The sequence below is a fragment of the Streptomyces sp. NBC_00647 genome (genome assembly GCF_045207245.1).
Lineage (GTDB): Bacteria > Actinomycetota > Actinomycetes > Streptomycetales > Streptomycetaceae > Streptomyces.
Window position 1 is genome coordinate 5,490,494 of the sequence record NZ_CP109040.1, and the last position, 18,232, is coordinate 5,508,725.

The window sequence follows — 18,232 nt, forward strand, 5'->3', positions numbered from 1 at the left end:
CCCCCTTCCGAGACCCGTTAGAGGTGCAGGTACCGATGCCGCTCCGGAGAGAGTGCTGATGCCGTCCTACTCCTTCGTCCTCAACGGGAAGCAGGTCACCGTGGAGGCACCGGCGGACATGCCCCTGCTGTGGGTGCTGCGCGACCTGCTGGAGGTGACCGGGCCCAAGTACGGCTGCGGTGTCGGTGTCTGCCGGGCCTGCACCAGCCATCTGGACGGCGCGGAGATCCAGCCCTGTGTCGTCCCGGTCGCGGACTGCGTGGACCGCGAGGTCACCACCATCGAGGGCCTCGCCGACGGCGACCGTCTGCACCCCGTCCAGCAGGCCTGGCTCGACTGCGACGTCTCCCAGTGCGGCTTTTGTCAGCCCGGGCAGATCATGGCCGCCGCGGCCCTGCTCGAGAGGACGGCGGACCCCACGGACTCGGACATCGACCGCATCGAGAACGTGTGCCGATGCGGCACGTACTCCCGTATCCGCGAGGCGATCAAGAAGGCTTCCGCGCAGGGCGGTTGAGGGTTCCGCTCCGCTCGCAGGCCGAAGGGCGGGATCGCGACCCCCGGGCGACTGCCGCGATCCCGCGGGGAGAGGTCGTGCCGGGGTCAGCGGCCACGGCCCCCGCTGGCCGCGTAGGCGCGCAGGAAGAGCGCCTCGACCTGCGCCATGTGTTCGATCTCGGTCGGGTCGACGCTCTCGTTGGGCGCGTGGATGAGGCAGCGGGGTTCCTCCACGCCCATGAGGACGATCTCGGCGCGCGGGTGGGTCTCGGCGAGGACGTGGCGATCGGCGAGACCGGCGGAACGTTCGTCGCGGCCGCCGTCCTGGCCGCCGTCGCGACCCGGCTGACACTCCGGCCGGACCAGCCACCCCGGCTCGTGCTGCTCCTGCCCGGCTTCTTCACTCTGACCGTCGGTTCCCTCGGCATGCGGGGCCTGACCACCCTGGCCGGCGGCTATGTCATCGAGGGCTTCCACGACCTGCTGACCTTCGTCACGATCGTCACCGCCATCGCCGTCGGCCTGGTCTTCGGAGCGACCCTCGCCCAGCCGGCGGGCGCCGGGCGCTGAAGACCACCGTCACGGCGAGCACCCCCCCCCGGAGCACCCGGGGTCGGCCCCGGCGCTCACCAGCCGGTCAGCAGAAGGTGGTTGAGGAGCAGGGCCAGCGCGGCCTGGGCGACGAGCCAGGCGCGCGGCCGGGGAAGGAACGCCGCCGCCGGGAGCATCCACAGCGCGAACGGCAGCCAGATGCGTTCGGTCTCCGCCTTGCTCATGCCGGACAGATCGGCGACGAGCAGGGCCAGCAGGGCCGCGACGACGAGGACGGCGAGCCGGGGGGCGGAGCCGGCGGCCGGCAGCGTCGCCTTCTCCCGGCGGGCCGTGGTCCCGCGGGGAGGAGCCGTCGGATCGGGCGCGGGAATCCGGCCCTGCGGTGCGGGAGCCGCCCGGACCAGTACCGGCGCCGCCGCCATCCGCAGGACCGCCGCGCCCGCCCTCCGCAGCCCCGCCACGGTCGCCGGTCCCACGATCAGCACCGTGCAGGCGAGGTTCGCCCACACCCAGTAGCCGTACGGCCGGATGCCGCCGGCCCCTTCGTAGTAACGGGTGACCAACAGGCGGTACGCCTCCCACCAGTTGAAGCCGAGAAGGGTGAACACCAGGGGTACGACGGTGAGTCCGGCAAGCGTGTACGGGAGCGGGCGGAGCCGGGGGCGGGTGCCGAGCAGCAGCACCGCGCAGGCGATCACGGCGATCAGGGTCATCCCGTACGAGAGGTACGCGGTGAGGCCGAGGAGGAGACCGGAGGCGAGGCCGGTCGTCCGCGGCCGGCGTCCCGTGACCGCGAGGGCGAGCAGGGCGAGGGCCCAGGCGGCCACCGCCGCGAAGTAGCCGTCCGCGGAGGTGCCCATCCACACGGCCGCCGGGGCGAGGACGAGGAAGGGCGCGGCGCGTCGGGCCAGGGCCTCCCCGGCGAGGACGCGCACGGTGACGAGCACCGCCACCGCCGCCGTCGCCCCGACGGTGACGCACCAGACGCCCGCCCAGGCCCCGCCGCCCAGCCCGATCCGGTCGAGGAGGACGAAGGTGAGGGTGGCCGCCGGCGGATGTCCGGCGATGTGCGGGGGCCAGTGGTCGGGGGAGTGCAACAGGATGTGGTGGGTGAAGTCCCGCAGGGCGGCCGGGATGTCGTGGAAGCGGTCGACCGGGGAGATGACCTGGAGATACTCGTAGCGTGTGGTGAGACGCCGGGCCACGCCCCGTTCCCAGCCGTCGATCAGCGCGAGCGAGAACGTCCACACCGTCGCCGTGCCCCACACGGCGGGCAGCAGCCGTCGCCAGGACAGCCGGGCGGCGAGGAGCGGCCCGTACGCCACGACGGCGACGGCCACGGCGATCGCGGCCGCGGTGCCGGGCCCGACATGCGGCCCCCAGTGCCCGTACAGCGGCGCGGCGCTGACGAACAGCGTGCCGTCGCGGTGCTGAATGACGGCGCCGACGACCGCCGCCGTCAGGACGAGCAGCGCGGCGGCCAGGGCCGCGGACAGGTCGCGGCGGACGTCCCGGTGCCGGTCGCCCAGCAGTCCGCGGGAGAGGTCCGGGGAACGGGCCTGGGAGCGGGCCTGGGACAGGATCTTGGACAGGGCCCGGGAGGAAGCCCCCGGAAGACCCTGGGAACGGGTCGGGGAAGGAGCCTCGGACGGAGCCCGGGGAGAGTCTCTGGGGTGCTCGCGAGGCAGATCGCGGGGGAGGTCGCGGTTCACACGTCGCACGCTAGGCCGGAGGTCTCGGGGAGGAGCCGCCACTGAGGTGGACGTCAGAGTTTCGTCATGGTTTGAGAACCCGTTCGGGGGGTGCCCCCGGCCTACGGTCGGGGCATGCCACGGTCTCCCTCCTCACCCGCGTTCTGGCGCAGCCCGCTGCGCGGCCCCTGGTTCACCTCCGTGCTCGGCGTCGTGCTGCTCGTCGGGATCACGGTGCTGTTCGTGACCGGGCTCCTGTCGTACGCCGCCTACAACCCGAACCTCTCGCCGGTGAACGACAAGACCCCCGACAAGGGGCTTCTCGGGTTCTACCTCTTCTCCTGGCCCACCGATCCGCCCTGGCTGTACCGCCTCACCCAGGGTGTCCACGTCACGCTCGGCCTCGCGCTGGTCCCCGTCCTGCTGGCGAAGCTGTGGTCGGTCGTGCCGAAACTGTTCGCGCTGCCGCCGGCCCGCTCGCTCGCGCACGCCCTCGAACGGCTCTCGCTGCTCCTGCTGGTGGGGGGCGCCCTCTTCGAGTTCGTCACCGGCGTGCTCAACATCCAGCTCGACTACATCTTCCCCGGCTCCTTCTACACGCTGCACTTCTACGGAGCCTGGGTGTTCATCGCGGCGTTCGTGACGCACGCGGTGCTTCGGGTGCCGACGGCCCTGCGCAACCTGCGCCACCTGCGCGGTCCGGGCCCGCGGCCGGGTGGGACGAGCCCGCTGCCCGGTGAGGGGGAACAGCCGCGACCGGAGGACGAGTTGGTGTCCCCGGACCCGCTGCCGCCCACCGTCTCGCGGCGCGGGGCCCTCGGATTCGTCGGAGGAGGATCCCTGCTCCTGGCCGCCACCTCGGCGGGCCGGAGCTTCGACGGGCCGCTGCGGGAGACGGCGCTGCTGACCCCGCACGGCGGTGCCGAACCGGGCTCCGGACCCGCCGGTTTCCAGATCAACAAGACGGCCGCCTCACGCGGCATCACCGCCACGGAGACGAGCGACGAGGCCTGGCGCCTGGTCGTCATGGGGAAGGGACGGACGGTCCGGCTGAGCCGGACGGAACTGCGCCGACTGCCCCTCTACAGTTCGGCGTTGCCCATCGCCTGCGTCGAGGGCTGGTCGACGTCCGACCAGTGGTGGCGGGGCGTACGGCTGCGGGACCTGGCGGGGCTCGTCGGATACGAGGAGGACGCGGCCGCCGACGTGCTCGTCGAGTCGTTGCAGCGCCACGGGGCGTTCCGGGTGGCCGCCCTGCGCGACAACCAGGTGCGTGATCCGCGCTCCCTGCTCGCCCTGTTCGTCAACGGCGAGCCCCTGACCCCCGACCACGGCTACCCGGCGCGGGTCATCGTCCCCGCCGCGCCCGGCGTGCTGAACACCAAGTGGGTGGCCCGGATGACGTTCGGAGACCTGTGATGCGACGACCTGGACGGCGAGAACGGACCGGGACGCGGCGGCCGGCGTCCCGGCGGCCCCTCGGCCGTGACCTGATCGGCAGCCCCTTCCAACTCCTCCTGCTGGCCTGCACGTTCGCGCTCGCGGCCTACGCGGGGGTGCGGCTGCTCGCGGACGACTGGTCGCGGGTGGCGCTCTGGTTCGTGGGCGCCGCGGTGCTGCACGACCTGGTGCTGGTGCCGTTGTACGCCGGTGCCGACCGGGGCGTCGCGGCGGCACTGGACGCGGCAGGCCACCGGGACCGGACGGTCTACGTCCGTGTGCCGGCGGCCCTCTCCGGCCTTCTGCTGCTGGTGTGGTTCCCGCTGATCAGCGGGCAGGTGGCCGACCACTACCGGTCGGCCACCGCCCTGCCCGGCGACACGTTCCTGGCCCGCTGGCTGCTGATCACGGCGGTGCTGTTCGCCGGGTCCGCGCTGGTGCTCCTGCTGCGGTCCCTCCGGGCGTCCCGTCCCGGGCCGCTGCGCAGGGCCACGAAGGAACGTCCGCCCGCCGCCCACTGAGCGTCCGCGCGCCATCCGGCGCGCGCCGCGTGCCGGAGCAGGGCCGGGGTGCCGAGCCGGGCCCACGGGAAGGCCGCCCGGTCGGCCGACGGGCCCTGGGCGTCGGCCCCGCGGTCGGCCTCGTCCGCGCTGTCGTCGTCGGTGTGCGCGGCGCGGACGATGCGGACGTCGACGCGCTCGTCGACGTCCGCGCCCGCCACGGTCTCGGCGATCAGCAGACCGCCCGGGGCGAGGAGCTGGGCCGTGCGACGGAGAAGGGCGGCCGGGTCGCCGCCGATGCCGATGTTGCCGTCGACGAGGAGGGCGGTGCCCCAGCGGCCCTCACCGGGGAGCGGTTCGAAGACCGACCGGTGCAGCGCCTGCCCGCCGAGCCGCAGGGTGCGGGCGACGGCGGCCTCGCTGACGTCGATGCCGAGCGCGGGCCGTCCTCGCGCGGCGAGTTCCGCCACCAGCCGTCCCGGTCCGCATCCCACGTCGAGCACGGCGCCCTCGCAGTACGCGAGCACCTGTAGGTCCACCGCGTCGGCGTGTGCGCACCAGCGCTCCACCTCCAGGGGGAGCAGCCAGCCGTCCGTCCGCCGCAGAAACAGCGGCCCCCGCCCGGCGCCCAGCGCGTCGGCGTAGGGATCGGCGCCCCACGACCTCGCACCGCCCCCGGTCACCGTTTCGGTTCCGGTCCGGGCCCTCGCTTCCGTCCCGGTCCTGGTCCCCGCCCCTGCCCCCGTCCTGGTCCCCGTCCCCGTCCCGGTCCTCGGCCTGTTCGTTGCAGCAGGGATCGCGGTATGTACGGGGCTCCGTGGATCGGTCGCCCCCTGTTGGGTCGTCCCAGATGTGCCGCTCATCGCCCGCCACCCCGCCGCCCGGCGACCGGGCCGGCGGTGAGTCCCGCGGCCTGCATGGCGTCGAGTCCGGCGGTGAATCCGGAGGTCTGCCCGGCCGTCGGACTCGAGGTGGCTCCCGCGGTTCCTCCGGGGACCCGGCCCGGGGTGGGTCCGGTCGCCTCGCTCTCGGACGGCCGGGGAGCTCGGACGGCGCCCGGTCCCGCCGTCGCCCCGAGCCGCCCCAGCTCCGCCGCGAAGAACCCCTCGGGCGCGGTCGCCGCGACCGCCGTCGCGTCCGCGGCCGTGTCGACGTCCCGCAGACGGGGCAGATCCCGTACCCGCAGCCCGGCCCCGACGAGGCGTTCCCGCTGCACGGCACCCGTCGTGTGTGTGGACATCGGGACGCCCCGCAGCAGCTCCGGGTCGGGTTCGGCGAGGCCCAGGGCCCAGAAGCCGCCGTCCTCGGCCGGTCCGAAGTACGCGTCGCAGTCCGCGAAGTCCACCGTGAGGAGGGCGGGCGTCACCTGGGGCGTGTCCATGCCGATGAGCAGCGCGGGCCCGTCGCAGCCCGCGAACGCCGCGGCCAGCCGTTCGTCCAGCGTGCCGGCGCACTGTCGTACGACGTCGAAGCCGGCGGGAAGCCAGGGGCCGGGCGCCCCGTCGAGCACGAGGACCCGGCGCCGCGCGGGCGTCGCCGCCACCGTGCGCAGGGTGTCCACGAGGGCCGCCTCTGCGAGCGTCGCCGCCTCTTGGGGAGTGAACGCCGGCGTGAGCCGGGTCTTCACCCGCCCGGGCCGCGGTTCCTTGGCGATGACGAGCAGGGTGACGCTCACTGGACGGTTCCTCCTCGGGACGGTGCGAGGGCCGGTGCCGGTGCGGATGCCGGCGCGGGTGCCGGTGGCGGGACTTCGGCCGGGGGCTGGGCTGCTGCCGGGACCTGGCTCTGGGCTCTGGCCTGGTCCTGGAGCTGGGCCGCGGTCCCGTCCCGGTCCTGGGGCTGAGCCGGGCTCCCCCGGTCCTGGGGCTGGGCCGCGGTCCGGTTCCGCGCTCCGGAGGGCATGGGCGGCTCGGCCAGGACGCGGCGCATGTCCCGTACCGCCTGCCAGGTGCCGCGCCAGGTGCCGGTGACCTTGGAGACGCCGGTGCGCGGCAGATAGGGCACGTCGTGCTCGGCGACGCGCCAGCCCGCGTCGGCGGCGCGGACGACCATCTGGAGCGGATAGCCGCTGCGACGGTCGGTGAGCCCGAGGCCGAGCAGCGCCTCGCGGCGGGCCGCGCGCAGCGGGCCGAGGTCGTGCAGGCGCAGGCCGGTGCGGCGCCGGAGCATCCGGGCCAGCGCGATGTTGCCCGCACGGGCGTGCGCGGGCCAGGCGCCGTGCCCCTGCGGCCGGCGCCGGCCGAGCACGAGGTCGGCCTCGCCGGCCCGGACCTCGTCGACGAACGGCAGGAGCAGCGCCGGGTCGAGCGAGCCGTCGCAGTCGCAGAAGCAGACGATGTCCGCGGTGGCGGCGGTCAGCCCGGCGTGGCAGGCGGCGCCGAACCCGCGCCGTTCCTCGCGCACGACGGTCGCGCTGAGCCCGCGGGCCAGTTCCGCGGAGCCGTCCGTGGAGCCGTTGTCCACGACCAGGGCGCGCCAGCCGGGCGGGATCCGGGAGAGCACCCAGGGCAGGGCGCCGGCCTCGTTCAGACAGGGGAGGACCAGGTCGACGGCCGGGTCCGCTACGGGAGAGGTGGTCACGGGCTTCACCCTACGAACACGAAAGGGACAAACCGGACTTCATGTCCTTACGAAACTCGGACGTCGCCGCCGACGAGCCGCGCCGGACCGGGCCGGGTGGGACGCTGGACGCATGCATCAGCCGCACGAATCCCCAGGTGCCGGACCTGCCGCGAGCGTGAACGGGGGGCCGGGATCCGCCGCGGGTCCCCACCCGGGGGCCGCGTCGAACCCTGACGCGCGGACCGTGTCGAACCCTCACCCGAGGACGGCCCCGAACCCTCACCCCGGAGCGGCGCCCGACCCTCATCCGCGGAGTGCCGGGAGCCCTCACGGGGAGGCCTCCGCGGTCGCTCGCGCGGAGACCACCCGGGTCCTCGTCGTGGACGACGACCCGACCGTGGCCGAGGTCGTCTCCGGGTACCTCGACCGCGCCGGCTATCTCGTCGACCGCGCCGCGGACGGCCCCGCCGCGCTCGGCCGTGCCGCCTCGCACCGGCCCGACCTGGTGGTTCTCGACCTGATGCTGCCGGGCATGGACGGCCTGGAGGTGTGCCGCCGGCTGCGCGCCGACGGCCCCGTGCCGGTCATCATGCTCACCGCGCGCGGCGACGAGGACGACCGGATCCTCGGCCTGGAGGTCGGTGCCGACGACTACGTCACCAAGCCGTTCAGCCCGCGGGAACTGGTCCTGCGCGTCGAGTCCGTCCTGCGCAGGACCCGGCCCGCCGCCACCGCGCGCCCGCTCCACGCCGCAGGTCTCACCGTCGACCCGTCGGCCCGCCGTGCGACCAAGGACGGCGCCGAACTCGCCCTCACCCTGCGCGAGTTCGACCTCCTCGCCTTCTTCCTCCGGCATCCCGGCCGGGCGTACGCCCGTGAAGACCTGATGCGTGAGGTGTGGGGCTGGGACTTCGGCGACCTGTCGACGGTCACCGTCCACGTACGCCGGCTGCGCGGCAAGGTCGAGGACGACCCGGCCCGGCCCCGTCTGATCCAGACCGTGTGGGGAGTGGGCTATCGCTTCGACGACACGGAGGCGGCGTCCCGCCCCACCGCTGGACCGGCCCACCCCGCACCCGAGGAGAAGGCCCGCCCGTGAACGACATACTGGTCATGGCCCTGTTCGCCTTCCTGGGCGCCACCGCGGCCGGGCTGCTCGGGGCGGGCGCGCTCCGGCTGCTCCGACGCCGCTCGCTCACCGCCTCCCTCGCGGTCGTCGCCGCCGTGGCCGTCTGCGCGATGCTCGCGGGCACGCTGGCGGTGGCGTGGGCGATGTTCCTGTCCCCGCACGACCTGAGCGTGGTCACGACGGTCGTGGCCATGGCGGCCGTCGTCTCGCTGGCCACCGCGCTCCTGCTGGGCCGCTGGGTCGTGGCCGGCAGCAGGGCACTGACCCTCGCCGCCCGGTCCTTCGGCGACGGCGGCGACTTCGCGGCCCCCGAAGGCCCGGCGACCGCCGAACTCTCCGCGCTGAGCCGCGAGTTGGCGATCACCAGTCGCAAGCTGGCCGAGTCCCGCGACCGCGAGCGTGCGCTGGAGAGCTCGCGCCGCGAGCTCGTGGCCTGGATCTCGCACGATCTGCGCACCCCGCTCGCCGGGCTGCGCGCGATGTCCGAGGCCCTCGAGGACGGCGTGGCGGCCGACCCGGCCCGCTACCTGCGCCAGATCCGTACGGAGGTGGAACGCCTCAACGACATGGTCGGCGACCTCTTCGAGCTCTCCCGCATCCACGCGGGCGCCCTCGCCCTGTCCCCGTCCCGTGTCTCCGTGTACGACCTCGTCGGCGACGCCCTCGCGGGAGCTGATCCGCTGGCCCGCGAATACGGAGTCCGTCTGATCGGCGACCGCGTCGAGCAGGTGCCCGTCGAGGTGGACGGCAAGGAGATGAGCCGTGTACTCGGCAATCTCCTCGTCAACGCGATCCGCCGTACGCCCGCCGACGGCACGGTCGCCATCGCCGCGGAACGCTCGGACGTCGGTGTCGTCCTGTCCGTCACCGACGGCTGCGGAGGCATTCCGGAGGAGGACCTTCCGCGCGTCTTCGACACCGGCTGGCGCGGCACCCACGCCCGCACGCCACCCGCCGGAGCGGGGCTCGGCCTCGCCATCGTCCGTGGCATCGTCGAGGCCCACCAGGGCAGGGCCGCCGTCCACAACGTCCCCGGCGGCTGCCGCTTCGAGGTCACCCTCCCGATGGCGAGAGCCTGAAGCCCCTGCCCCTCCGCCCCCGGCCACGCTTGCCCCCGGCCGCGGCTTCTCGCCCAGGCCGGCCGGGGCGACCGGTCCCACGGGCTGCTCCTCGGTCCTCTCAGGACGGTTCCCCGCGCAGCGGTGCCTCCGCGAACTCCCGCATCCCCTCGGCGAATCCGGTCTCCGCCTTCCACCCCAGTTCCGCCCGCAGCCGGGCCGAGTCCGCGGTGATGTGCCGTACGTCCCCCAGCCGGTACTCCCCGGTCACGACCGGCCCGGGTCCGCCGTACGCGTCCGCCAGGGCCCGCGCCATCTCGCCGACCGTACGGGGCTCGCCGCTGCCGGTGTTGTAGACGGTGAGGGCGCCCTCCCGCGAACCCGCCTCCAGGGCGGCCACGTTGGCGGCGGCGACATCTGACACGTGGACGAAGTCCCGCCGCTGTCCGCCGTCCTCGAAGACGCGCGGGGCCTCACCGCGGGCGAGCGCGGACCGGAAGAAGGAGGCGACGCCCGCGTACGGGGTGTCGCGGGGCATCCCGGGACCGTAGACGTTGTGATAGCGCAGCGACACCGCGGAGCCGTCCGTGGACCGGGCCCAGGCCGCCGCGAGATGCTCCTGGGCCAGCTTGGTCGTCGCGTACACATTGCGCGGATCGGCGCGCGCGTCCTCGCCCACCAGACCCGGCGTCAACTCCGCTCCGCAGCGCGGGCAGCGCGGCTCGAAGTGCCCCGCGTCCAGATCGGGCACGGTCCGCGGACCCGGCCGCACCACGCCGTGCCGCTCGCACGCGTACCGCCCCTCCCCGTACACGACCATCGACCCGGCGAGCACGAGCCGCCGTACCCCCGCGTCCGCCATCCCGGCGAGCAGGACGGCCGTACCCAGGTCGTTGCGCGAGACATATTCGACCGCGTCGCCGAACCCGACGCCGAGGCCGACCATCGCGGCCTGGTGGCACACCGCGTCCACGCCGTCCAGCGCCCCCGCGACGGCCCCGGCGTCCCGTACGTCGAGCCCGCCCCGCAGGTCGAACACGACCGCCTCGTGCCCCCGCGCGCGCAGCGCCGCGACGACATGACCTCCGATGAACCCGGCCCCGCCGGTGATCAGTACACGCATGACCCGAACGCTAGAGCCGCCACCCCGTCCGGCGGCATCACCGCGCCCATCACGTCACGGGTCCGTAAGACCCGGGGGTGACGTGGAGGCGCGTGCTCACATGCGCAGCAGCCGCTGGGTGATCTCCCGGTACTGCCGCAGCGCGTGGCGGAGTTCGTCGGCCTGGGTCGCGGGGTCCTGGCCGTGCCAGCCCTCGTGCAGGGCGCGGCGGCGTTCCGTGAGAGCGCTCATGAGCTGGGCCGCGGCCTCGTCGAACGCCGTCTCGGCCTCTTCCAGCGCCTCACGCGGGTTGTTCGCGAACGTGTTGAGGGCGTGGTTGAGCCGCTGGGTGAGTTCGGCCCGCTCGTCCGACCCGAGCAGCGGCTCCGGGCCCGGCATACGGCGCCCGGCGGACCCGGGCTGCTTGTCCGGGGGCTGCTGGGCGCGTGTCTGGTCGTACATCATCGTGGGCCACTTCCTGTACGTCGTACCGGCCGGGCGCGTAGGGCGATCCGGTGGCGACGACCGGTGGTGTCGATCGGTGGTGACGATCGGGTGGTGACGATCGGGCGGGGCGTTCCGGACGGGGCGTTCCGGACGGGGTCATCACCGCGGTGATCACGGCCGCCACGGTCACCGGAGGCGTGGGCTGTACACCGGCTGTCAGTCAACGCTGGGCGACTCCCCGTGTCAACGCGATCCCCGACCGGGTCGCGGACGCGCTCGACCGGCGTATGCCGATCGGGGTGTCGGTCCGGGGCGTCGACGCCGCACGGACGGGACGGCCGGTCCGGCCGTGGGCGCGGTCAGCCGACGCCGGATCCGTCCGGTGCCGCTTGTGCGGCGCGCCGGTACTCGGCGTTGATGCGCTGGGCTTCTTCGAGCTGGTCCTCGAGGATGACGATGCGGCAGGCGGCCTCGATGGGGGTCCCCTTGTCGACGAGTTCCCGCGCGCGGGCGGCGATCCGCAGCTGATAGCGGGAGTAACGCCGGTGCCCGCCCTCCGAGCGGAGCGGGGTGATCAGACGGGCCTCACCGATGGCTCGGAGGAAGCCCGGCGTGGTGCCGAGCATCTCGGCCGCCCTGCCCATCGTGTACGCGGGGTAGTCGTCGTCGTCGAGACGACCACTGAGTGGAGTGTCCGCTGTCATTTCACCTCGTTATGGCACGCGTCGAGGGGCCCCGATGCCGTACGGCACCAGGGCCCCGAAGGAAATTGAACACCATCTGCCGGCTCTACTGCGGAGCCGACCGTCTGTTTCCGCTACCGGGCCCGAGCGACGGGCGGGTGAGCGGGGATCGCGTATGCGTGACCTGGAACCACCTTCCATTCCGGGCTCTTGCGGCACCCGGGCCCCGACGTTTCGCGGGCCGGGCGATCCTGATGGCGTCTGCTTCCTCCGTCCTTCCGCTGGGTCGATCCCATGCCGAACCGGTCCGAACTCCGCCGGCTCGACGATGTCTGCAGAAGAAACCCTAATCAAGCCACCGGTCGATGTCTACTGTGGCAAAGGTAGATTTCGCGTGGTTCGAGGCGTAGAAATTCTGCGGCACGCAGCGACCGGCGGAACCGCTGAATAGAATGGGTTTCCATGTCGAACCCTGACGAGCTGCTCGTTGACATCTCCGCCATGGTGGAGTCCGGGCACAGCACTCAGATGTCGTTGACCGTGATCGTCGGTGGTGCCGTGATCACCGGCCGGCTGGCTCCCGAAGCGGTGTGGCGGGAGCGGGTGTCGGAGGTCCTGAAGGACTCGGACCGCCTCGGCCCGTTCTCCGACGTCTTCGCTCCGGGCCGCGCGGCGGAGCGGCGCGACCGTGCCGGAGCGCCCACGCATCTGCACTTCCATCTCGCCCGCATCCTTCAGGGCAGCGTCGGGATTCCCGAGACCGGCGGGATGTACCGCGTCGCGATCAAGGACGTCAGCGCCTGGACCGTGGGTGACTTCCGGTACTCCGACCAGTGACACGCCAGGTGGGTTTCGCCCGGTGAAACGCGATGAGGGCCCCGCCGACCTGTGTCGGCGGGGCCCTCATGGTGTCCTGATCTCGGCGGATGTCCTCAGAGTTCGAGCGGGTCGGGGCTGCCGAGCAGGGCCGAGGCGTTCTGGAGCGGGCTGAGCGCGCGCGGGGGCGCGGCCGCCTCCGGGGTGCGGCAGGTGAAGCCGAGGCGGGCCATGGCCCGGGTCACTTCCCCGCTCGTGAAGTCGCGGCGGTCCTGGCGGGTGATGACCTCGCCCACCTGCTTGACGGGATAGTGGCAGCGGCCGATGATCACGGACTCACCCGTGATGGGCTCGGGCTTGATCCCCTTCATCGATTCGAGCACTCCACTCTTGGAGAGGTCGAACGGGAAGCGGGCGATGACACAGCGCATGTTGCCTCACAGGTAGCGGTTGAACGGGCCGAGCGGGTCCGAGGCCGAGCGGCCGGGGACGGCGGGACGCTCAGCGGGAGAGGGCGAGGGCGCCCGGGGTACGGCGGAGGCCGAGGACATCACGTACGCGGATCCGGTCCGAGTACGCGGAGCCGGCCCGGACGGCGGCGAGCTGGGCCGCGGTGACCGAGTCCGTGCACTGGTCGTCCTCGTCGCAGACGAGGAGATACCCGACACCGGCGCCCGCCATGATGGACAGGGCCACCTCGACGGTCATGTCGCCACGCACCCGCGGCCCGGACGCGTCCCTCAGGTCGACGGCGACGGCCGGGACGGGTCCCGCGGAAAACGGCTGCATCTGAACGAGCGTCAAAGGGTGCCTCCTGCGGGGTGAGTGCGGTGGAGAGTGCGGGGACCGGCCGCCGGTCCCCGCTCACCGGTCACGGGTGAAGCGGACCGGCGACCGGCGTGTCGGGGGCCCGAGCCGTCGGGCCGAGGCCCGGCCGCTGCCGGCCCCCCGAGCACTGCCGGGTCCCGGACTACGGCTGGGCGGTGCGGTGTGCGGCGGTACCGGTGGACCGGCCCTGTCCGGGGCGGCCACGCCGGCCCCGGGAGGAGGCGGAGGCGCCACGGCGGGGGCGCTCCGTCACCGGCGCGCGGATGACGACCGGCACGCCCGAGGGGGCCTGGGCGCCCGTGATGCGGCTCAACTCTTCCTCACCCGAACGCACTTGGCTGGTCTGCGGGGTGATGCCGGCGGCGGCCATCAGCCGGGTCATGTCGCGGCGCTGGTTGGGCGTCACCAGGGTCACGACGCTGCCGGACTCGCCGGCACGGGCGGTACGGCCGCCGCGGTGCAGGTAGTCCTTGGGGTCGCTCGGCGGATCGACGTTGACCACGAGGTCCAGCTGGTCGACATGGATGCCGCGCGCCGCGACGTTGGTCGCCACCAGGACCGTCACATGCCCGGTCTTGAACTGCGACAGGGTCCGCGTGCGCTGCGGCTGGGACTTGCCGCCGTGCAGGGACGCGGCGCGGACGCCGCTGTTCAGCAGGTGCTCGGTCAGCCGGTCCACCGCGTGCTTGGTGTCCAGGAACATGATCACCCGGCCGTCACGTGCCGCGATCTCGGTGGTCGTCCGGTGCTTGTCCGCCGCGTGCACGTGGAGGACGTGGTGCTCCATCGTCGTGACCGCGCCCGCGGACGGGTCGACGGAGTGGACCACCGGGTCGGTCAGATAGCGGCGGACCAGCAGATCGACGTTGCGGTCCAGGGTGGCGGAGAAGAGCATCCGCTGCCCCTCCGGACGCACCTGGTCGAGCAGCGCCGTGACCTGCGGCATGAAGCCCATGTCGGCCATCTGGTCGGCCTCGTCGAGGACGGTGATGGCGACCTGGTTCAGCCGGCAGTCGCCCCGCTCGATGAGGTCCTTGAGCCTGCCCGGAGTCGCGACGACGACCTCCGCCCCGCCGCGCAGGGCACCGGCCTGCCGGCCGATCGACATCCCGCCGACCACGGTGGTCATCCGCAGCCGCAAGGAACGGGCGTACGGGGTGAGCGCGTCGGTGACCTGCTGGGCCAGTTCCCGGGTCGGCACGAGGACCAGGGCCAGCGGCTGCCTGGGCTCGGCGCGCTGACCGGCGGTACGGGCCAGCAGCGCGAGGCCGAAGGCCAGGGTCTTGCCCGAGCCGGTGCGGCCCCGGCCGAGTGCGTCACGGCCCGCCAGGGTGTTCGGCAGGGTCGCCGCCTGGATCGGGAAGGGGACGGACACGCCTTCGTGGCCGAGCGCCGCCAGCAACGGCGCCGGGAGGGCGAGATCGGCGAACGCCTCCACGGCCGGCAGAGCGGGCGTGGTCGTCACCGGCAGTGCGAACTCGCCTTGCGGAGAAGCCTGTTGGCGTCCGTAGCCCTTCGACCGGCTGGGAGCGCCGGACCGGCCGGAGGAACCGCCACCGAAGCGGCTGCCACCCCTCTTGGCGCCGGCGCCCTCCGTGCGGGTGCGGGTGAAGCGATCGTTCGAGCGCGTGCGGTTCATGCGGAACCTTCCTTGACCGGGCGCGTATCAAGGAATTCCCGCAGCGAATGAGCAGCGCAGAGAATCGCGAGAACGAGCCGAATGAAATTCAGCACCGAATCGGATCGGTGAAGAATTCTCGCGGGATGTGGTGCCTGAGAAACGGCGATATCCCGGAATGAAGAGCAATGACGGGGGTGAAGCGGAATGGTGGGTCGTACGCAGGACCGGAGCAGGCCAGGAGCGGGAACAGGCCGGACGTGGAGCAGGGGGCCAGGATCGGACCGGGCGTGGCTCAGGAGCAGATCAGGCGTGGACCGGACGTGGATCTGGAGCGGCGTCGGCGGCAGGAGGTCAGGAAAAGAACCGGAATGGTCACCCTGAAACCCGGAAGCGCGGTCGCGGGTCGAACTCACCGCGGACTGCCGGGACGTCTGCGCCGTGCGCCGAAAACGCGGCGAGCCGGGGCCCGCACCCCAAGGTGCGGGCCCCAGCTGCGCCGTGCGTATCAGCGTCAGGCGGAAACGATGTTCTCCGCCGTCGGGCCCTTCTGGCCCTGCGCGATGTCGAAGGAGACCTTCTGGCCTTCCTGGAGCTCACGGAAGCCGGAGCTGGCGATGTTCGAGTAGTGGGCGAAGACGTCGGCGCCGCCGCCGTCCTGCTCGATGAAGCCGAAGCCCTTTTCCGCGTTGAACCACTTCACGGTGCCTGTAGCCATGTCAATTCTCCTTCGGGACGGTGCTCGGGATCCGCACTGTGCGGACTCCGCGTCGCCGTGATGATTGCCCCGCCGGAAATGACCGGATACAAAAGAACACCACCCTGCAAGAACAGGGTGGATGCTCACAAGTTTTTGGGAACCACAACTGCAACTGCTATCGACAGTAGCACGGCACGATCGATTGTGCGTGGCCGGAAATCTCACTCCGCCTGTCGATCAAGAAATCCTCATCGCGCCTGGCGTCGATTTCTTACTTCGCCGCCACAGATATTGGCTCGCCCGGGTCGCAGCGTTTCTGTCCGGGATCAGCGGCGCAGTTCGGAAAATGTGACGAAAATCGAATCCGCGTCGGCGCGGGTGCCGAGGCCCGGCCCCGCCGCTCCTGGCGAGACCCGCCGGCCGGACCGCCCTGGGCCCACCCCGGGCCTCGGCCGGCCCCGGAGCGGTCCGCGCCCCGGAGCGGTCCGCGGCCTCCGGTCCGGTCCGCGGCCTCCGGTCCGGGCCCTGGCCTCCGGTCCGGGCCCTGGCCCTGGCCCGAGACCCGGACCCGGACCTCGGGCCCTGGCCCTGGCCCCGACCCGAGACCCGGCCCCGACCCGGCCCCGCGTCGCGCGGCGGTCGTGGTGGTCATCGGCGGGGCGGAGCCGGCACGGCACGTATGCCGAATCGAGACCGTGCTGCATGCCTCTCTTTGCAACTGGCGGCCCTTCCCGTGCTGTCCTGTGGGGCAGAGCTCACGGCCGGGTGCACGGTGGCCGTAAGCCGTGGTCACGCGGGGCGTGACCGTGACTTCGTCGGTCGAGAAAAGGATGGGTCATGCCCGGTCTCAGACGTACGTCGGTGATGGCGCTGGCAGGCGGGATCATGTTGTTGACGGGGTGCCAGGACGCGTCGGGCGGTTCCGCCGCGGGCGCCGCCGCCTCCGCTCCGGACGCCTCCGTTTCGGCGGTCGTACGGGCGGACGGCCCGGCCCCGGCCACGACACCCTCGTCGAGTTCCCCCGGCACGCCCACACCGTCGCATGTCTCCGCCACTCCGGTCCGGGCCACGGTGGCTGCTCCCGCCGTGACCAGCCACGCCCCCACGGCCGTCCCCGGCTGCCGCAACCTGGCCGCGAACGGCGAGGTGAAGGCCGCCGTGACCCGTGCGTACCGGCAGACCGTCCACTTCGCGCACATCGAGCCGGTGCCGCACGGCTTCTTCTACGGCCAGTGCGGCACCGTCCGTTACGCCGCCACCCGCTTCCAGCCCTTCGACGGTGCGACGTACGAGGAACTCGTGGGCATGCAGGACGAGGGCAGTGCCACCAAGTACTTCCTCGACTCCGGCGGCGGCTGGGTCCATGTCGGGAGCGACGGCTTCCCCGCCGGGCCCCACGGCTGCGGAGACATCCCGGCGATTCCCGACGCCCTGGCCGCTGCCTGGAAGAACTGCTCGGTCGCGCACTGAGTCGCCCGCGCGGCCTCGGCCACAGGCGCCCGGGAGCCGCGGAGTCCGTGGCCGTCCGGGCCGACGCAGGCGTTGGGATTGTCCAGCGCGGTGTGGCCGTACCCCTGCGGCGTGAGCAGCCGGCAGCGGACACGGGGGCATGGGAGACCGACCGGTCACCGCGCAGACCGGTCGGACACCGCACAGACCGGCCGGTCACCGCTGCACGTCGTCCGGATCCGAGGGTGCCGGCCGGTCCGTGGGGACCGAGCCGTCGGCGGGCAGCGTCGAGGGACGCGACGTCGGATCGATGTCGCCGGTCGGCCGCACGGGCGGCGCCGAGGCCGCCGGCACTCCCGGCGACGGCGGCGGGGGCCCGGTCGGGCTCGCGGCCGGCACGGCCGCCGCCTCGTTCGCGATCGCGTCGAAGTCGACCTCTCCGGTCTTCTCCAGCACCGTGATGTGGTCGAGCACGGTCCGGTCCGCGTCCGAGGCCAGCTGCCGCACCAGCGAGTTGCGGGTCGTGCTGCGCACCTGCGCGACCAGCTGGAAGACCTTCCCGTGCGCGGAGCGCAGCAGATTCGCGAACTTCCGCTCGTAGTCCTTGCCCTGGGCCCGCGACAGTTCATCGAGCCAGCCCCGCTGCTGCGCGTTCGGCTGGTCCGGCAGGACGACACCCAGGTCGGCCGCGATGCCGCGGACGCGCTTGTCGAGGTCGGTGTGGCCGACCACCAGATGATCGCCGGCCTCCTTGACCGCCTGCGTGGGGGCACGCTCGATCGCCTGTCGGCCCGCGGGTATCTCCCACAGTCCGGCGAGGCGCACCCGCACCAAGAGGTCCCGGTCGGCGGCGGTCAGCGGTCCCCAGCGTGTGATCACCGTGTCGGCGGGGGCGGGCGCGTCGGCCTTCGCGGCGTCGAAGCGGTGAGGGTACGAGTAGAACACCGGGTAGGCGAGTGAGCCGATCGTGCCGACGATCGCCAACACCATGAAGATCGTGCCGATGCCACGCCGCAACTGAGCCTCCCTGAGGACCGACCGGTCGCCGGAAACCCGCACGGGCCGGTCCTCGCCCGCACCGGCCGGAGCCGTTCATGGCGCGTGCCGAGTGCTCCGGCCCCTTTCCCGTACGGGGGAACGGGAGTTGTACGGAGGCGGG

18 protein-coding genes and 2 pseudogenes are annotated in these 18,232 nt (G+C 73.0%); 7 read left to right on the top strand and 13 right to left on the bottom strand.

What is annotated here, in order from left to right:
- Window positions 1-58 precede the first annotated feature (58 nt).
- Window positions 59-517: a (2Fe-2S)-binding protein gene (locus OG788_RS24135; RefSeq protein ID WP_351552072.1), complete on the top strand. Its 459-nt coding sequence runs from the start codon at window positions 59-61 to the stop codon at window positions 515-517.
- A gap of 86 nt (window positions 518-603) precedes the next feature.
- Here the strand turns inward: OG788_RS24135 and OG788_RS24140 are convergent, their stop codons facing one another.
- Window positions 604-732 (bottom strand): hypothetical protein, encoded by a 129-nt coding sequence (locus OG788_RS24140; RefSeq protein ID WP_406373355.1) that lies wholly within the window; start codon window positions 730-732, stop codon window positions 604-606.
- On the opposite strand from OG788_RS24140, the gene OG788_RS24145 reads away from it, so the two are divergent.
- On the top strand, window positions 706-1,068 hold the full coding sequence (locus tag OG788_RS24145; protein WP_406373356.1) for a hypothetical protein: 363 nt from the start codon (window positions 706-708) through the stop codon (window positions 1,066-1,068). The genes OG788_RS24140 and OG788_RS24145 overlap by 27 nt on opposite strands.
- A gap of 56 nt (window positions 1,069-1,124) precedes the next feature.
- On the opposite strand, the gene OG788_RS24150 is transcribed toward OG788_RS24145, so the two are convergent.
- Window positions 1,125-2,582: a hypothetical protein gene (locus OG788_RS24150; protein ID WP_406376828.1), complete on the bottom strand. Its 1,458-nt coding sequence runs from the start codon at window positions 2,580-2,582 to the stop codon at window positions 1,125-1,127.
- A gap of 294 nt (window positions 2,583-2,876) precedes the next feature.
- Between OG788_RS24150 and OG788_RS24155 the strand changes: the two genes are divergently transcribed.
- On the top strand, window positions 2,877-4,160 hold the full coding sequence (locus OG788_RS24155) for a molybdopterin-dependent oxidoreductase (protein ID WP_406373358.1): 1,284 nt from the start codon (window positions 2,877-2,879) through the stop codon (window positions 4,158-4,160).
- Between the two features lie 370 nt (window positions 4,161-4,530).
- On the opposite strand, the gene OG788_RS24160 is transcribed toward OG788_RS24155, so the two are convergent.
- The 3 genes and pseudogenes from OG788_RS24160 to OG788_RS24170 form a co-directional block, all read right to left on the bottom strand.
- Window positions 4,531-5,364 (bottom strand): methyltransferase domain-containing protein, encoded by an 834-nt coding sequence (locus OG788_RS24160; protein WP_351552084.1) that lies wholly within the window; start codon window positions 5,362-5,364, stop codon window positions 4,531-4,533.
- Window positions 5,365-5,750: 386 nt separating this feature from the next.
- Window positions 5,751-6,356: pseudogene (locus tag OG788_RS24165) on the bottom strand (DUF2064 domain-containing protein); the annotation flags it as partial.
- A gap of 203 nt (window positions 6,357-6,559) precedes the next feature.
- A pseudogene (locus OG788_RS24170) lies at window positions 6,560-7,270 on the bottom strand (glycosyltransferase family 2 protein); the annotation flags it as partial.
- 103 nt (window positions 7,271-7,373) lie between these two features.
- On the opposite strand from OG788_RS24170, the gene OG788_RS24175 reads away from it, so the two are divergent.
- Together OG788_RS24175 and OG788_RS24180 are read left to right on the top strand one after the other, a co-directional pair.
- On the top strand, window positions 7,374-8,342 hold the full coding sequence (locus OG788_RS24175) for a response regulator (protein ID WP_406373360.1): 969 nt from the start codon (window positions 7,374-7,376) through the stop codon (window positions 8,340-8,342).
- Between the two features lie 14 nt (window positions 8,343-8,356).
- Window positions 8,357-9,451 (top strand): sensor histidine kinase, encoded by a 1,095-nt coding sequence (locus tag OG788_RS24180; RefSeq protein WP_406376829.1) that lies wholly within the window; start codon window positions 8,357-8,359, stop codon window positions 9,449-9,451.
- A gap of 100 nt (window positions 9,452-9,551) precedes the next feature.
- On the opposite strand, the gene OG788_RS24185 is transcribed toward OG788_RS24180, so the two are convergent.
- The 3 genes from OG788_RS24185 to OG788_RS24195 all read right to left on the bottom strand — a co-directional run bounded on the left by OG788_RS24185 (window position 9,552) and on the right by OG788_RS24195 (window position 11,683).
- Entirely contained in the window at window positions 9,552-10,553 is a 1,002-nt protein-coding gene (locus tag OG788_RS24185; RefSeq protein ID WP_406373362.1) for an NAD-dependent epimerase/dehydratase family protein, read from the bottom strand.
- A gap of 96 nt (window positions 10,554-10,649) precedes the next feature.
- The gene (locus tag OG788_RS24190; RefSeq protein WP_406373364.1) at window positions 10,650-10,997 is read right to left on the bottom strand and encodes a hypothetical protein; all 348 of its coding nucleotides are present in this window, start codon (window positions 10,995-10,997) and stop codon (window positions 10,650-10,652) included.
- Window positions 10,998-11,338: 341 nt separating this feature from the next.
- On the bottom strand, window positions 11,339-11,683 hold the full coding sequence (locus tag OG788_RS24195) for a MerR family transcriptional regulator (protein ID WP_351552096.1): 345 nt from the start codon (window positions 11,681-11,683) through the stop codon (window positions 11,339-11,341).
- A gap of 441 nt (window positions 11,684-12,124) precedes the next feature.
- Here OG788_RS24195 and OG788_RS24200 point away from each other — a divergent pair, with 441 nt between their 5' ends.
- Window positions 12,125-12,499: a hypothetical protein gene (locus OG788_RS24200; RefSeq protein WP_356747262.1), complete on the top strand. Its 375-nt coding sequence runs from the start codon at window positions 12,125-12,127 to the stop codon at window positions 12,497-12,499.
- 95 nt (window positions 12,500-12,594) lie between these two features.
- On the opposite strand, the gene OG788_RS24205 is transcribed toward OG788_RS24200, so the two are convergent.
- The 4 genes from OG788_RS24205 to OG788_RS24220 all read right to left on the bottom strand — a co-directional run bounded on the left by OG788_RS24205 (window position 12,595) and on the right by OG788_RS24220 (window position 15,642).
- Window positions 12,595-12,909 carry an SCO5918 family protein gene (locus tag OG788_RS24205; RefSeq protein WP_351552102.1) on the bottom strand — a complete coding sequence of 105 codons (315 nt, stop codon included), beginning with the start codon at window positions 12,907-12,909 and terminating at the stop codon, window positions 12,595-12,597.
- Window positions 12,910-12,979: 70 nt separating this feature from the next.
- Complete coding sequence (locus OG788_RS24210; RefSeq protein WP_406373366.1) at window positions 12,980-13,267, bottom strand: CBS domain-containing protein; 288 nt, start codon at window positions 13,265-13,267, stop codon at window positions 12,980-12,982.
- A 181-nt stretch (window positions 13,268-13,448) separates the two neighbouring features.
- A complete protein-coding gene (locus OG788_RS24215; protein ID WP_406373367.1) occupies window positions 13,449-14,945 on the bottom strand; it encodes a DEAD/DEAH box helicase in 1,497 nt (498 codons plus the stop codon).
- A 493-nt stretch (window positions 14,946-15,438) separates the two neighbouring features.
- Window positions 15,439-15,642, bottom strand: coding sequence for a cold-shock protein (locus tag OG788_RS24220; RefSeq protein ID WP_103550103.1), 204 nt, complete (start codon window positions 15,640-15,642; stop codon window positions 15,439-15,441).
- A gap of 819 nt (window positions 15,643-16,461) precedes the next feature.
- Here OG788_RS24220 and OG788_RS24225 point away from each other — a divergent pair.
- Window positions 16,462-17,094 carry a hypothetical protein gene (locus OG788_RS24225; protein WP_406373369.1) on the top strand — a complete coding sequence of 211 codons (633 nt, stop codon included), beginning with the start codon at window positions 16,462-16,464 and terminating at the stop codon, window positions 17,092-17,094.
- A 195-nt stretch (window positions 17,095-17,289) separates the two neighbouring features.
- Here OG788_RS24225 and OG788_RS24230 read toward each other — a convergent pair whose 3' ends face one another.
- Window positions 17,290-18,090: a DUF4142 domain-containing protein gene (locus OG788_RS24230; RefSeq protein ID WP_406373371.1), complete on the bottom strand. Its 801-nt coding sequence runs from the start codon at window positions 18,088-18,090 to the stop codon at window positions 17,290-17,292.
- Between the last annotated feature and the right edge of the window lie 142 nt (window positions 18,091-18,232).

Excerpts from the sequence above, each read along its gene's own strand:
- OG788_RS24185 (WP_406373362.1), bottom strand. The coding sequence starts at position 10,553 with ATGCGTGTACTGATCACCGGCGGGGCCGGGTTCATCGGAGGTCATGTC.
- OG788_RS24200 (WP_356747262.1), top strand. The coding sequence starts at position 12,125 with ATGTCGAACCCTGACGAGCTGCTCGTTGACATCTCCGCCATGGTGGAG.
- OG788_RS24215 (WP_406373367.1), bottom strand. The coding sequence starts at position 14,945 with ATGAACCGCACGCGCTCGAACGATCGCTTCACCCGCACCCGCACGGAG.
- OG788_RS24205 (WP_351552102.1), bottom strand. The coding sequence starts at position 12,909 with ATGCGCTGTGTCATCGCCCGCTTCCCGTTCGACCTCTCCAAGAGTGGA.
- OG788_RS24220 (WP_103550103.1), bottom strand. The coding sequence starts at position 15,642 with ATGGCTACAGGCACCGTGAAGTGGTTCAACGCGGAAAAGGGCTTCGGC.
- OG788_RS24180 (WP_406376829.1), top strand. The coding sequence starts at position 8,357 with ATGGCCCTGTTCGCCTTCCTGGGCGCCACCGCGGCCGGGCTGCTCGGG.
- OG788_RS24195 (WP_351552096.1), bottom strand. The coding sequence starts at position 11,683 with ATGACAGCGGACACTCCACTCAGTGGTCGTCTCGACGACGACGACTAC.
- OG788_RS24175 (WP_406373360.1), top strand. The coding sequence starts at position 7,374 with ATGCATCAGCCGCACGAATCCCCAGGTGCCGGACCTGCCGCGAGCGTG.
- OG788_RS24210 (WP_406373366.1), bottom strand. The coding sequence starts at position 13,267 with ATGCAGCCGTTTTCCGCGGGACCCGTCCCGGCCGTCGCCGTCGACCTG.
- OG788_RS24135 (WP_351552072.1), top strand. The coding sequence starts at position 59 with ATGCCGTCCTACTCCTTCGTCCTCAACGGGAAGCAGGTCACCGTGGAG.
- OG788_RS24155 (WP_406373358.1), top strand. The coding sequence starts at position 2,877 with ATGCCACGGTCTCCCTCCTCACCCGCGTTCTGGCGCAGCCCGCTGCGC.
- OG788_RS24190 (WP_406373364.1), bottom strand. The coding sequence starts at position 10,997 with ATGATGTACGACCAGACACGCGCCCAGCAGCCCCCGGACAAGCAGCCC.
- OG788_RS24225 (WP_406373369.1), top strand. The coding sequence starts at position 16,462 with ATGCCCGGTCTCAGACGTACGTCGGTGATGGCGCTGGCAGGCGGGATC.